At 62.6% G+C, this 13,479-nt stretch carries 14 protein-coding genes; 4 read left to right on the forward strand and 10 right to left on the reverse strand.

The window, feature by feature from the left end:
- Positions 1-77 precede the first annotated feature (77 nt).
- From pgsA to AC50X5_RS00650, 5 genes are all read right to left on the reverse strand, one after another.
- Positions 78-707 carry a phosphatidylinositol phosphate synthase gene (gene pgsA, locus AC50X5_RS00630; protein WP_494974278.1) on the reverse strand — a complete coding sequence of 210 codons (630 nt, stop codon included), beginning with the start codon at positions 705-707 and terminating at the stop codon, positions 78-80.
- Positions 697-1,278, reverse strand: coding sequence for an HIT family protein (locus AC50X5_RS00635; protein WP_494974279.1), 582 nt, complete (start codon positions 1,276-1,278; stop codon positions 697-699). The genes pgsA and AC50X5_RS00635 overlap by 11 nt, the downstream gene beginning before the upstream one ends.
- Before the next feature lie 15 nt (positions 1,279-1,293).
- Positions 1,294-3,309, reverse strand: coding sequence for a threonine--tRNA ligase (thrS, locus tag AC50X5_RS00640; protein ID WP_494974280.1), 2,016 nt, complete (start codon positions 3,307-3,309; stop codon positions 1,294-1,296).
- A 75-nt stretch (positions 3,310-3,384) separates the two neighbouring features.
- Positions 3,385-6,885: a DNA polymerase III subunit alpha gene (locus AC50X5_RS00645; RefSeq protein ID WP_494974281.1), complete on the reverse strand. Its 3,501-nt coding sequence runs from the start codon at positions 6,883-6,885 to the stop codon at positions 3,385-3,387.
- Positions 6,882-7,235 (reverse strand): hypothetical protein, encoded by a 354-nt coding sequence (locus tag AC50X5_RS00650; RefSeq protein WP_494974282.1) that lies wholly within the window; start codon positions 7,233-7,235, stop codon positions 6,882-6,884. Before AC50X5_RS00650 ends, AC50X5_RS00645 begins: the two co-directional genes overlap by 4 nt.
- A gap of 154 nt (positions 7,236-7,389) precedes the next feature.
- Here AC50X5_RS00650 and AC50X5_RS00655 point away from each other — a divergent pair, with 154 nt between their 5' ends.
- Positions 7,390-7,779, forward strand: a complete 390-nt coding sequence (locus tag AC50X5_RS00655; RefSeq protein WP_463933656.1) for a hypothetical protein — start codon at positions 7,390-7,392, stop codon at positions 7,777-7,779.
- A gap of 2 nt (positions 7,780-7,781) precedes the next feature.
- On the opposite strand, the gene AC50X5_RS00660 is transcribed toward AC50X5_RS00655, so the two are convergent.
- Entirely contained in the window at positions 7,782-8,069 is a 288-nt protein-coding gene (locus tag AC50X5_RS00660; RefSeq protein WP_494974283.1) for a chorismate mutase, read from the reverse strand.
- 150 nt (positions 8,070-8,219) lie between these two features.
- Positions 8,220-8,969 (reverse strand): SOS response-associated peptidase, encoded by a 750-nt coding sequence (locus tag AC50X5_RS00665; protein WP_494974284.1) that lies wholly within the window; start codon positions 8,967-8,969, stop codon positions 8,220-8,222.
- 150 nt (positions 8,970-9,119) lie between these two features.
- On the opposite strand from AC50X5_RS00665, the gene AC50X5_RS00670 reads away from it, so the two are divergent.
- Positions 9,120-9,377: a mycoredoxin gene (locus AC50X5_RS00670; RefSeq protein WP_463933662.1), complete on the forward strand. Its 258-nt coding sequence runs from the start codon at positions 9,120-9,122 to the stop codon at positions 9,375-9,377.
- Positions 9,378-9,479: 102 nt separating this feature from the next.
- Here AC50X5_RS00670 and AC50X5_RS00675 read toward each other — a convergent pair whose 3' ends face one another.
- A complete protein-coding gene (locus tag AC50X5_RS00675; protein ID WP_494974285.1) occupies positions 9,480-10,229 on the reverse strand; it encodes a lipoate--protein ligase family protein in 750 nt (249 codons plus the stop codon).
- A gap of 7 nt (positions 10,230-10,236) precedes the next feature.
- Positions 10,237-11,040 (reverse strand): thioesterase family protein, encoded by an 804-nt coding sequence (locus tag AC50X5_RS00680; protein WP_494974286.1) that lies wholly within the window; start codon positions 11,038-11,040, stop codon positions 10,237-10,239.
- A gap of 149 nt (positions 11,041-11,189) precedes the next feature.
- On the opposite strand from AC50X5_RS00680, the gene AC50X5_RS00685 reads away from it, so the two are divergent.
- Positions 11,190-11,861, forward strand: coding sequence for an endonuclease/exonuclease/phosphatase family protein (locus AC50X5_RS00685; RefSeq protein ID WP_493985354.1), 672 nt, complete (start codon positions 11,190-11,192; stop codon positions 11,859-11,861).
- Here the strand turns inward: AC50X5_RS00685 and AC50X5_RS00690 are convergent.
- Positions 11,855-12,415 (reverse strand): NUDIX domain-containing protein, encoded by a 561-nt coding sequence (locus AC50X5_RS00690; RefSeq protein WP_494974287.1) that lies wholly within the window; start codon positions 12,413-12,415, stop codon positions 11,855-11,857. The genes AC50X5_RS00685 and AC50X5_RS00690 overlap by 7 nt on opposite strands.
- A gap of 165 nt (positions 12,416-12,580) precedes the next feature.
- Between AC50X5_RS00690 and AC50X5_RS00695 the strand changes: the two genes are divergently transcribed.
- Positions 12,581-13,474, forward strand: coding sequence for a glucose 1-dehydrogenase (locus AC50X5_RS00695; protein ID WP_494974288.1), 894 nt, complete (start codon positions 12,581-12,583; stop codon positions 13,472-13,474).
- The last annotated feature ends 5 nt before the right edge of the window (positions 13,475-13,479 follow it).

Here is a 13,479-nt window from a genome sequence, read left to right on the forward strand (position 1 = left end):
GCGCTATACCCGCGGGTGTGCCGGATCACGTGATCGGGCACAACCAATACTAGTCCCCAGCAGGGGCAGGGCTGAATTTATGTTTCCGGAACGACGCCTGAATCGCCCAGATATTGCAGCCGGACAGTCCGCATCCGCTGCACAATCGTGACCAGGCTGGCTGCGGCCAGCACCACCAGCGTCACCAGCAGCACTACCGGAGGCAGGCCCAGGCCGGTGAATCCCGTGACGACAAGCACTGATACCAGCCGCTCGGCGCGCTCGGCGATTCCTATGTTTGCATCAAAGCCGAGCGATTCAGCCTTTGCCCGCACGTAGGACACCACCATGCCCAGGACCAGGCAGAGCAGCGCGGCGATCGCAATAGAACGGTCTGCCCCGCCGGTAAAGAACCAGATGGCAACTCCGGCGAACAAGGCGCCGTCAGCAAGGCGGTCAAGGGTCGAATCGAGAAAGTTTCCCCAGCGTCCGCCGCCGTTGGAAAGGCGGGCCATAATGCCGTCGATAACATCCGAGAAGATGAACGCAGTGATGAACAACGTGCCCCACCACAGCTGGCCCAGAGGGTAAAACACCAGGGCGCCAACCACTACCCCGGCGGTACCCACAATCGTGACGGCGTCGGGCGTTACGCCTATGCGGAGCAGCCAACGGGCCAGGGGTGAAAACAGGGACGTAAAAAAGGTCCTCGCGTACCTATTCAGCATCGGCTTCCCCCGGCCAGGCCTGGGAGACCTGGAGACGGACCTCGTCCAGGGTCTGGGTGATGGCCTTGGTCTGGGCAATGATGGGGAAAAAGTTGCCGTCTCCGCCCCACCGCGGCACCACGTGCTGGTGGAGGTGGGCGGCGATTCCGGCGCCGCCCACCACACCCTGGTTCATTCCGAGATTGAAACCTCCCGGGTTGGCTACCTTACGCAGTACGCGCATGGCAGTCTGCGTCAGCAGGGCAAATTCCATGGTCTCTTCGGCAGTGAGATCCGTGTAGTCCGGCACATGGCGGTACGGGCAAACCAGCAGGTGACCCGGATTGTAGGGAAACAGGTTCAGCACCACGTAACAAGTACTGCCCCGATGCACGATAAGGGCTTCCTCGTCACTTCGCGCTGGCCCTACACAGAACGGGCAGTCATCCTTGTTCTGGAACTGTGACTGGCCGCCCTTGATGTAGGCCATCCGGTGCGGAGTCCACAGGCGCTGGAAAGCGTCCGGCACACCGGCGAGTTCAAATTCGTCGGTTACGCCGGCGTCCCCGGAATAGCCTGCGTTCTCCTGCACCTGTGTGATCCTTCGCTAGCTTGCGCGGTTCCGTACGGCGTCGCTGATCCGTTGTACTGCTTCAGCGATTGGCACGCCGTTGTCCTGGCTGCCATCGCGGAACCGGAAGGAAACAGCCCCGGCCTCGGCATCCTCGCCACCGGCGATGAGGACAAACGGGATCTTGTCCTTGCTCGCGGTGCGGATCTTCTTCGGGAAGCGGTCCGAGGAGATATCCACCTCAGCACGGATACCGGCAGTCTTAAGCTGATCCACGACGTCGAACATGTAGTCGTTGAAAGCCTCCGCCACCGGAATGCCCACCACCTGGACAGGCGCCAGCCAAGCCGGGAAGGCTCCGGCGTAGTGCTCAGTCAGCACGCCCATGAACCGCTCGATGGAACCGAAGAGTGCACGGTGGATCATCACGGGACGCTGGCGGGTGCCGTCGGCTGCCTGGAATTCCAGTTCGAAACGTTCGGGAAGGTTGAAGTCCAGCTGGATAGTGGACATCTGCCAGGTACGGCCGAGGGCATCCTTCGCCTGGACCGAAATCTTCGGGCCGTAGAAGGCGGCTCCACCTGGATCGGCGACCAGTTCCAGGCCGGATTCTTCGGCCACTTCGGCGAGGGTCCGGGTTGCTTCTTCCCAGGCTGCGTCCTCGCCGACATACTTCTCCGGATCCTTGGTGGAGAGCTCCAGGTAGAAGTCGTTAAGGCCGTAGTCCTTCAGCAGGTCAAGCACGAACGTCAGGGTTTTTGTCAGTTCGTCCTTCATCTGCTCGCGGGTGCAGTAGATGTGCGCGTCGTCCTGTGTCATGCCACGGACGCGTGTCAGGCCATGCACCACACCGGACTTTTCGTACCGGTAGACGGAACCGAATTCGAAGAGCCGCAGCGGCAGTTCACGGTAGGACCGTCCGCGGGACCGGAAGATCAGGTTGTGCATGGGGCAGTTCATTGGCTTGAGGTAGTAGTCCTGGGCAGGCTTGCGGACTGTACCGTCGGCGTTAAGTTCCTCATCCACGCGCATGGGCGGGAACATGCCGTCCTTGTACCAGTCCAGGTGTCCCGAGACTTCATACAGGTGGCCCTTGGTGATGTGCGGGGTGTAGACAAACTCGTACCCGGCCTCGACGTGGCGCCGCCGGGAGTAGTCCTCCATCTCCTTGCGGATAATGCCGCCCTTGGGGTGGAACACCGGCAGGCCCGAGCCCAGCTCGTCCGGGAAGGAGAAAAGGTCAAGTTCGACGCCGAGCTTGCGGTGGTCGCGCCGCTCAGCTTCGGCGATACGTTCCTGATAGGCCTTCAGCGCGTCCTTGGTGGGCCAGGCTGTGCCATAGATGCGCTGCAGTTGCTGGTTCTTCTGGTTGCCCAGCCAGTACGCCGACGATGAACGGGTCAGGGCGAACGCATTGGAGATGAGCTTGGTGTTCGGCAGGTGCGGGCCGCGGCAGAGGTCACACCAGATGACGTCGCCGCTCTTGCGGTCAATGTTGTCGTAAATGGTGATGTCCCCGGCGCCAACCTCAACGCTGACTCCTTCACCGGCGTCGACGGCATCGGCATCGTTCTTCTTGCCCAGCAGTTCCAGCTTGTAGGGCTCGTCCTTCATGGCCTCGCGGGCCTGGTCCTCGGAGACCACCCGGCGGACGAACTTCTGGTTCTGGTTGACGATCTTGAGCATCATCTTTTCCAGGGTCTTCAGGTCTTCCGGGGTGAATGGCTCGGCGACGTCGAAGTCGAAGTAGAAGCCGTCGGTGATGTACGGGCCAATGCCCAGCTTCGCGTCGGGACGCAACTGCTGCACGGCCTGGGCCATCACGTGCGCCGTGGAGTGGCGAAGGACGTTAAGTCCGTCGGGAGATTCAATGGTGACGCCTTCGACCTCGGCACCGTCCGGCAACTCCTGGTCCAGGTCCTTGAGTTCACCGTTGACCCGGGCAATCACAACATCGCGGCGTTCGAAAAAGAGTTTTGCCCCGGTGGTCCCGGTAGTCACCTTGTTCTCTTCGCCATCGACGATGAGGGTGATCTGCTGGGCATCTGACACGGGTGTCTCCTATTCAGTGGTGAGGCTTCATAGCTTGTGGCGTACGGGGACCACAGCCAGCCATCGTCCATGCTATCAACCACTGAAGCCGGTGATCGCCAGGGTCTGCCGGATACCCTCCAGAGGATGCGGGACCTCAGGACCGGCAGGAGCAGGGCCGGGGAACGGCAGGGTCTCCACCTTGCTGAGGTCCCAGGCCATGGACGCACTCAGGCTGATGCCACGGGGCCCGGTTCGCCTGGTAATTCCCCTGACCAGCAGCAACCGGGTTCCGAACAGCAAAGGCCCGGCTTGCTCCTGCGCCTCGTGGAAGAACACCGAATCAACACAGCCCGTGCCGTCGTCGATGCTGATGAATACCACCCGCCTGCCGCCACGCATGGGCGGCGTCTGGGTGGCCACCCTGACGCCGGCAACAAGGACCTCGGTACCATTGCGCAGTCCCAGGAGTTTGTCTGCGGTGGTGACACCCAGCCGGTCAAGCAGGGGGCGGTGGCTCTCCATCAGGTGGCCGCTGGCATCAACGGCCATGAGGTCCAGCTCTGCCCGGACATGGTCCACCAGGGTGGGCTGGGGAAGTCCGGGCTTGATGTTCCGCAGTTCAACGTCCCCCAAGGGCAGGGACAACTGCCCTTCCACGACCTCCACGCCCCTGCGGCTGCCGGAGGTGCTCTGGAGGTTGTGAAGGTTCCGCAGATGCTGGACGAGGTCTGCCCGGTTGGCCTCCCCGCCGGATCCGCGGTGCAGTGAATCGAAGGCGCCCAACTGGGCAAGCCTGCGAATGCTGGGTTTGGTTATCCGGGCCCGGGCCCGGAGGTCCGCCAGGGAGTCGTAGGGCTGGCCGGCCACGATCCGTTTAAGCTCCACTGCGGACAGCCCGAAGATTCCATTGAGGCTCAGCCGAATCCCCAGTTTGCCGCGGTCCGGCCCCTCCTCAACGCGTTCCACCCGGTATTCGGCATGGCTGCGGTTGATGTCCAGCGGCAGGATGGGGATTCCCAGCCGGCGTGCCTCAGAAACCAGGAGCCGCTTGGGGTACATCCCTGGATCATGCTCCCAGAGACCGGCCAGGAAGGCTTCGGGGTGGTGGGCCTTCAGCCAGGCCGACTGATATGTGGGCACTGCGAAGGCAGCCCCATGGGCTTTGCAGAAACCAAAGCTGCCAAAGGCCTTCAGCGTGCCCCAGACCTTGTCCACTACCTCCGGGGAGTAGCCCTTGGCATGGGCTTCCTTCCGGAAGAACTCCTCCACCTTCCCTTCCCGTGCCTCGTTTCCTAAAGCACGCCGGAATTCATCTGCCCGGGCCAACCCGCAGCCCGTCATCACGTTGAAGGTTTTCAGGATCTGTTCGTGGAACACCGTGACACCGTGGGTTTCCTGGAGCACCGGCAACAGGTCCGGATGCGGATAGACCTCCGGCGCAAAGCCATGGCGGGATTCCAGGAACGGCCGCACCATATCCGACTGCATGGGGCCAGGCCGGAAGAGCGAAATATCAATGATGAGATCGTTGAAATTCCGGGGAGCCATTTTCCCGATCAGTTCACGCTGCCCGGGCGATTCAATCTGGAAGCAGCCCAAGGTGTGGGTGCTGCGGATCAGTTCATAGGTGGGTTCATCATCCAACGGCACGGCGTTGAGATCTATGTGGCCGTCTTCTGCAATATAGTCCGGGCCTCGGCCATCCTGGCCGGCGGGGTGGCGGCCGGCAGCCACCACCTCCGCCTTTCCCGGATGGATGCGGATCACCTCCCGCACCGCGAAGGCCATGGCGCTTTGCATCCTGACGCCCAGGACATCCAGCTTGAGCATGCCCATCGGATCCATGTCGTGTTTATCAAACTGGCTCATGGGCAGGCCAAGGCCGCTTGGCTGGACGGGCGTCCGGTCCAGAAGCGTGGCATCCCCCAGGATTACTCCGCAGGGGTGCATGGAAATATGCCGGGGCAACCGGTCCAGCCGCTCCGTCAGGTCCACCAGCATGTCGAGCTGCTGGTTCTCGCTGTAGTCCCGCTGCTCCACCCGCCCGGCGAACTCCCTCAACTCGGGTTTTTCCACCAGCGCTTCACGGAAGTTCCGCGCCGAAAACCGCCAAAGCTGCTTGGCAATCTGGCCGACGTCGTCGTTGTCCATCCCCAGTGCCATGCCGGCGTCCCTGACCGCGCCACGGGCCCGGTAGCCGTTTTGCATGCTCATCAGGGTGACCCGTTCCGAACCGAACCGTTCAAAGATCCGCCGGTACACGTTGTGCCGTTCGGCGCTTTCGACGTCGATATCGATGTCCGGCAGGGTGGCCCGGTCCCGGGAGAGGAAACGCTCAAAGATGAGGTCATGCTGCAACGGGTTCACCTGGCTGACGTCAATCAGGTAATTGACCAGGCTGGATGCTCCCGAGCCACGTGCGGCAGACCTGACGCCCATGTCCTGGATCATCCGTGACACCTCCGCCACTGTGAGGAAGTAGGAGGAAAAACCAAGGTTTTGGATGATCGTCAGTTCATGGTCAAGCCGGTGGCGCATGAGGGCCTCAGCCTTGCCCGTCATCCCCGGGAACCTCCTGCCGATGCCGGCCTCGCACCGCTGGCTCAGCTCCAGATAAGGCTCCTGGTCAATGCCAATGACAGATGCCTCCGGCACCACTGGCTGTTTCCAGCCCATGTCACTTACCGGATCCAAGCGGCAACGGTCTGCGAGCGCCTCGGTCTGGGCCAGGATCTGTTTGAGGTCTGCACCTCCGTACCCGGCGGCGGAAATGATTTCCTTGCCGAGCTCCCGCATCAGTGCCGGCGGTTTGAGCCAGGCCTGGCCATTAGGAGCGAGGACGGGCTCGGCGGAGAGAAGCTCAGGCAGGGATTTGAGGGTCCGGGCCGAATCCAGGACGTCGGCCGTAGCCGCACCGTCTTCGGCACAGTAGCGGACCGCGTTGCTCAAAATCGCGGTGACGTGGTGCTCTTCGGCCAGCCGGAGCATGCGGACGGCCTGTGCGGTACTCATGGGCTGGCCAGGAGCGCTCAGCTGGGAGACAACCTCGGCAACCAGCGAGCGCGGCGGCATGGCGTCGATCCACTGTTTGAAAAGGGTGCGGGGGCGGAGGTACCGGCGGCCGCCCATGGCACGTCCGACGTCGGAATCGGGTCCCAGCAGCACGGTCAGGACCGGCTTCAAGGTAACGGGATCAAGCACCCGGGACGCGAGCTCCGCGCGGGTGACCGCCACCGGGACCGCGCCTCCGGCTTTGCCGGAGGTGCGGGCGTGCGCGTCAGAAATAAGCCGGCACAGCGCCCGGTAACCTGCTCCGTTATTGTGCCCGTGGGCGAGTACCACTACCCTGCCGGAGGTCTGGGTGCGGAGATCGCCCTCGTCGTCGAAAATCGCGAGGTCCACCCCGACTATGGGATCGATTCCTGCGCTCATGCAGGCTTTAAGGTGTTTGACAGTGCCGTAGAGGCCGTCCCGGTCCGTGCAGGCGAGCGCGGTGGCCCCTTCCGAGGCGGCGGCCTGGGCCAGTTCATCCGGCCAGGAAACGCCATAGTGTGCGCTGAAGGCGGTGGAGACGTGGAGGTGGGTAAAGGTCATGCGCTTTGGGATCGAAGGGCATCGTGGATACGCAGCAGCCGCCAACGGCCACTGGCCGCGTGCCGAACCAGGTCAAGCGTGAGGCTGTCCGGCAATTCTGATTGAGGCCCGGGGGCAGGTTTCCTTCCGGTGGGGGTGTCCTCCCGGACCTGGACCCGCCAGATTTCGTGGTCCACCAGTCCTGGGCCGGAGCCCAGCGGAGCCCGGCTTTCCTCCGCCCACCACTGGCGCCGTTCATACCAGCGCACCGGATCGGCACAAAGGGTGTACTCCCTGCCGGCCCACCGAAGCCGCAACGGCTGCCCGGCAGTGGTACAGACGACGTCTACCGACTCGCTGAACATGCCCATGGCACCTCCTGGAACTGGTCACTTAAAACTTGCTACTCAAACGGATTATTCAAGAACACTCGAACACATATTCGAATAACCAAAGTCTACGCCCGGCCCAGGACAAAAACTACATGGGGTGGACGGACACCACTGCGGGGAGCAGGATGGTGGCATGAGTACCCATGACGCACTCCTCAAAAAGGTCAACATCGAGGCCAACGGCTCCGATCTCATTGCCCGCTTCGACGTCGACGGCAACATCCCGGGATCGGGCGCTTATGTGGTTGGGCTGGTCGCTGCCAGCCCGGACTACTCGTCACAGAGACGGCTGGGGATCGAATTTATGAACGGGGAGGCCATTGCCTTCTACTCGTTCAACCATGAACAGGGTACTGAAGAAAACTACGACCTGGGCGGGGTGACCCACTCAGGCAACACGATTACCGGCCATTTCCCCATCGACGCCATCCATGGATTAGGCAAGGGGCATGTGATATCGGCCTTCAGCGAAGCTGACGGCAGGGAGTTCCAGTCAGGCGTTCCCGTTGAGGAAGCGCTCTAGCTTCAGCTGCTTTGCTTGTGGACCTTCATCTCCAGTTCGATGAAACCGGAGATCATTTCCCGGTAGGTCCGCTCCACGATGTCCGGATCGATGTCCTTCTTTTCGGCGGCGTCCCTGACGTGCTCAATAATCCGCTCAACGCGTCCTGGCGCACGGACCTCGGCGTCGTCTCCCTTGAGCGTTCCGGCAATGCGGATGAGCCGCTCCCGCCTGGCGATCAGCGTGACGATCTGCTCATCCACTTCATCAACAGCAACACGGACTGCGGCGAGCTGTTCCTTGTCGGCCAAAGCGTCTCTGTTGTTTCATCATTCCCGTAAATTGCGGCCATTCCTCGACACTAGCGAGCCTGCTTGCCGTAGTCGAACGCTTCGCGCCGTCGTCCGGGTGATGTGCGCACCTGCCTGTCGGCGTTATGCAGGAGTCTTGGAGCCTGTCGGTTAGAACAGTGCCTCCACGGGCTGGATGAGTTCAGGCCCGTTATTGCGCACATTCCCGACGGCGGGACCCACCGAATCGACATGCCAGTCCGCCGCCGCGTCCTTGACTCCGGACCTGACCAAATCAACCAGACCCGCGGCGTCGTCAGCTTCAGGATCCAGCCAGGCCTCCATAGCTTCCTTGCTCATGGGCAGCGGAACCCTGTCATGAAGTTCGGTGAGCTTTCCAAAGACCGTCGACTCGGATCCCGGAGGTGGGGTATCGGTTGTGAGGATCGACGTCGACAGCATCCACTGCCCCGGTTCCCCTTCGGGTACGGCCGGGTTTCTCCACCATTCGTACAACCCGGCAAAGGCCAGTCCGTGGCCGTCGCCGGGATGTACGAAGTACGGCTGCTTGGCCTTTCCGGCGCCCTTTTTCCACTCGTAGTAGCCGTCGGCCGGAACAGCGCAGCGGCGGGCCTTGATCGCTTTGCGGAAGGCGGGTTTCTCCAGCACCGATTCGCTGCGTGCGTTGATCATGCTGGCACCGATCTTCGGGTCCTTGGCCCACGACGGCACCAGTCCCCACCGCGCCACGTGAAGCTGGCGGACAGTATCACCGTCCAATATCCGCTCCAGGACGATGGGCACCGGATCCGTCGGCGCCACATTCCACGACGGCGGAACCTCCAGTTCTTCCTCCAACCGGGCGTCAAACTGGGCCAGCAGGTCTCCGACCGCCCTGGCCATCACGTAGCGTCCACACATGGCACCAGCATGCCATCGTCACCGACGAGTGTCATCCGGGACCGCGGCAACCGCTGTCATCCGGGCGCATCCACGGCCACGGCGACGGGAATACTTCCGATGCGGGTTACCGTTGAGACAGTCGAGAACCCCATCGTTTAGGAGAATTTCGTGGATTTCACCCCCGAGACCGGCACCATCACCATGTTTTCCACCACTTGGTGCGGTTACTGCAACCGCCTGAAGAAGCAGTTGGATGCCCAGGGCATCGGTTACACGGAGATCAACATCGAGGAAGTGGAAGGTACCGCGGACCTCGTCGAACAGCTCAACGGCGGCAACCGCACGGTACCCACCGTCCTGTTCCCGGACGGCACTGCCGCGACCAACCCGTCAGCCGCCGAGGTCAAGAGCCGGCTGGCCGCTTAGCAGCTGCAGCTCCCGCAGTGGGAGCAGTTTAAGAGGCAGATCAGGGCCGGGTATCCCCCGGCCCTGATCTGTTTTTGCCCGGCAGTGCCCGCGACAGGGAGGTCAGGTGAATTCCAGCCGGTTGTGTACGGCGTAGGCATCGATGACGGCCTGTTCAACGATGCCAACGTCGATGCCCGGGACCAGGTCATTGGCTGCCCCTGCCGTTGCCGGGTCCCAGTCGAGGCCGAGCGCGGCGTAGCAATCGGTAAGGACTTCACGGATGGGGCCGGAGTCCTCCACCACTATCACCGAGCTGAAAAGCCAGGCTCCGGCAACAACGCGCTGCGCGGTGCCTATCAGCTTGATCCGGTGTGCGGAATCCGCAGGGTCCACACCGTGGACAGTAAATTCTCCCGGGCAGTATTCGCCGGGAATTTCGCCTACAGCAGCATCTACGCCGGCATTCTGCAGCGCTCCGGCCAGCAGGCTGCCGAACAGGCCAAAGCGCGCTTTTACTGCGGAGATCGCGTCCGCGGCGGGCTCAATATGGTCCACCACCAGGCTGCTGCGATGGTAGGCGGCCGCGCGGCCTCCCGCCTTGCGGACCAGCGGTTCGAACCCCAGCCGCCGGCAGGCCTGCGTCGCCGCCTCGAAGCCCGGCATTTTGGCATCCCGCTGGCCGAATGCCACCGTTGGCTCAGGGCGGTAGAGCCTCAGGGTGGGGCCGATCCGGCCTCCTTTCGCCTGCGCAAGCAGCTCCAGGGCACGGTCAAGGTCTCCGGCGGCGCCGAGCGTTTCCTGCTGCTTCATAACAGCCAGAACCGGGCGGGCGCCGGTGTGGGAAAATCCTGCAGCCTCTGTCGCGGTCATTGGCGTTTCAGCTCTTGCGCAACGTCAGGATCTGTTCGGCGCGCCCGAAGGGTCCCTGGAGATCGTGCAGCACGCTGGAAGTAAGCCCGATTCCGTCCGAGCCGAACGACACTTTGTTCTCCAGCCCCAGCCACTCCCCCGCGGGCTTGCGGTACATGTGGATCTGCAGGTCCAGATTGGGGAACACGTAGCTGTCCTTGCCTGGAGGCACCCGGGTGGCTATGCCATTGGCAGTGTCCACGAGCCCGACCAGCCGCGCAAGATCGCTGGGCGTACCTCCGTCGGTCAACGGGTGCGGCGTAGTCAGCCAGACGGTGCCCGCGCCGGGGCGGTGTCCGTCCGCTACCCGGAATTCCAGCGAACGGATGTAGCCGCCGGGCCAGATGGTCGCGGCGTCATAGGGTTTGCAATCGTGGGGGCCGGGGATGGGGCGATCCTCGACGGCGGCCACTTCCGACGTATCCGAAGTCAGCATCCGCCAGGCGGTGGCACGGATGGCCGGGCGGCCGTTGGCTGTGAGCTCCGCCTGCACCAGTTCGATGGTCTTTCCCGGACGCAGCAGTGTGGTGGTGACTTGGAATTCACCGCCCGGGATCAGGCCCAGGATCTCGTAGCTAAGCCTGGCCATGCGCAATTCCGGCCGAGGCTGAAAGTTCTCCAAGGCGTGGGCCATGATGCCCGAGGCGGGCGCCATATGCTGCTCGTGGTCGTTCCAGGCACCTTGGGCGTGGATCGTGGACCGGTAGCGGCCCTCGCCCAGCGACTTGTAGTAGTGATCGCCTTCAGCAAGGCCCGACGGATCAGCAGTCAACGGAAAAAGCCCTTTCAATGGCGTCAATCAAGTCTGGAATTCACTTTATCGCCTTGTAACGGCACTGCCGCCAGAAAGCTTGCGGGCAGCCGTTATGGTTAGACTCGTTGCCTGTTCGTGACATCAACCTTTGGAGGAAGTGGTTCCTTATGCGCGTCATCAGCTACAACCTCCGCAAGCACGCGGCCAGCAGCGAACTGTTGCATCTGGCCACCGAATTCGGCGTGGATGCAATGTGCCTGCAGGAGTGCGATTCCAAAGACCTGCCCGCCACCCTTGGGCCGTTGAAACTCGCGGACACCACGAAGACCAACCGCCTGGGACTGGCCATCTACTACCGTGAAGACCGCTTTACGGCTGTCAGCACCCAGTCCTTTGCCCTGCAGAAGTCCTTTCATGACAGGATCCTGGCCCCCGCCCACGAGCGGTTGATCGGCACCCGCGTGGTGGACAACGAAACAGACCACCATCTGGTGATTGGCTCATTCCACGCCGCCCCGCTGACCGCCTCAAACTCGCTCCGCCGCAAGCAGATCCACGCCGCGCATGCGGAACTGCTCACCATGGGAAGCGGCCTGATGACGCTCATGGTGGGTGACTTCAACTACCCCTTCTTCACCAAAAAGCTGGACACCCACATGAAGAACTCGGGCTATGCCTTGTCACTGAGTGACAAGCGGACCTACACCCGTTACAAGGTCTTCAAGGGTCATTTTGACTTCGCGACGTCCGTGGGGCTGAACATCACCAGCGTGCAGACGATGCCGCGGGGGAAGTCAGACCACCTCCCCATTCTGGTCACCGCCGAATACGGCTACTGACCGGCCAGTGCCAGCATTCTGGCGCTCAGTGAATTCCAGGCCGCGGCGAAGCCAGGATGAAGGTCCAGGGCGGTGACCTCGGAAACCGGAACCCATCGCAGTTCGATGCTTTCCGGATCGCTGATCACCGGTTCGAAGGGTTCGGTCACCTGCACCACCACCGTGCTGTAGGACCAGTAGCCCAGGTCCAGTACCGACGTGAAAAGGACTTCGACGCCGTCCGAAGGCACTGCCGCTTCCTCAGATGCTTCCCGCAGGGCTCCGGTCACCGGATCCTCGTCCTGATGCAGGGCGCCGCCCGGCAGCCCCCAGGTTCCGCCGTTGTGGCTCCAGACCGCGCGATGCTGCAGCAGCACGCCCTTGGCAGGATCGTAGGCAAGTACTCCCGCGGCTCCGAAGCGGCCCCAGAACCGGCCGCGCTCGCCGTCCACCCAGGCGTCACCCGCGTCCCGGGGCTTGTTTCTGATACTCGGCGGAGCCTCGGAGGACAGCGCCTCGGCCTTCCGCGCACTGTCGATACGCGCGTCTGAGGTGGCTGCTGCATCGTAGTTCATCCTCCAAGTCTGACAGGCCGCATCCGTAGGTGGGTCCGGCTTGGCATAAACGCCTGGCCACCCCTAGGCTAGGAACGTAAGCATGCTTAGCATTGTTTGCAGATGCCATTGTCTGCAGTTGCATCGCCTGCAGGTGCAGAGTCAAGCCACTCAAGAGGAGCGACCATGACGGACCAGTACACCTTCCGGAACCCCGTGACCGCCTACCCGGAGATTTCCCCGCCCAAGCAGCACCAGCCGGAGCCCGGCCTTGATGCAGAACTGACACCCAAAGCTGATCTGGGTGAGGAAACGTACCGCGGTACCGGCAGGCTTGACGGTCGGAAAGCGATAATCACCGGAGCTGACTCGGGAATCGGCGCGGCCACCGCCATCGCATTCGCAAGGGAGGGTGCCGACGTCGTACTGTCCTACCTTCCGGAGGAAGAAGAGGACGCGGCTCGGATTGCCGGCATCATCGAGGCCGCCGGCCGGAAAGCAGTCAAGGTACCCGGTGACCTGAAGGACCAGGCCACCTGCCGCGAACTGGTGGACACCGCAATTGCGGTCCTTGGCGGCGTGGACATCCTGGTTAACAATGCGGGAAAGCAGGTCGCTCAGGAAGAGATCGGCGGCATCACTGACGAGCAGTTCGACCACACCATGAAGACCAACGTCTACGCAATGTTCTGGCTGACCAAGGAGGCCGTCAAGCACATGCCGGCCGGCTCCACCATCATCAACACCACGTCGATCCAGGCCTACAACCCGTCACCTACGTTGATTGACTACGCCACCACCAAGGCCAGCATCAACAACTTCACCAAGGGTCTCGCGCAGCAGCTGGCACCGAAGGGCATCCGTGTCAACGCGGTGGCGCCCGGACCCATCTGGACGCCGCTGCAGGTCAGCAGCGGCCAGCCCAAGGAAAAGCTGCCTGAGTTTGGCCAGTCCACGCCGCTGGGCCGCGCCGGACAGCCGGCAGAGCTGGCGCCGGCCTACGTGTTCCTGGCGTCGGCCGAGTCAAGCTATGTGGTGGGCGAAACACTGAATGTCAACGGTGGCAACCCCACACCATAAAGCGA

The organism is Pseudarthrobacter sp. MDT1-40-2 (genome assembly GCF_059383595.1).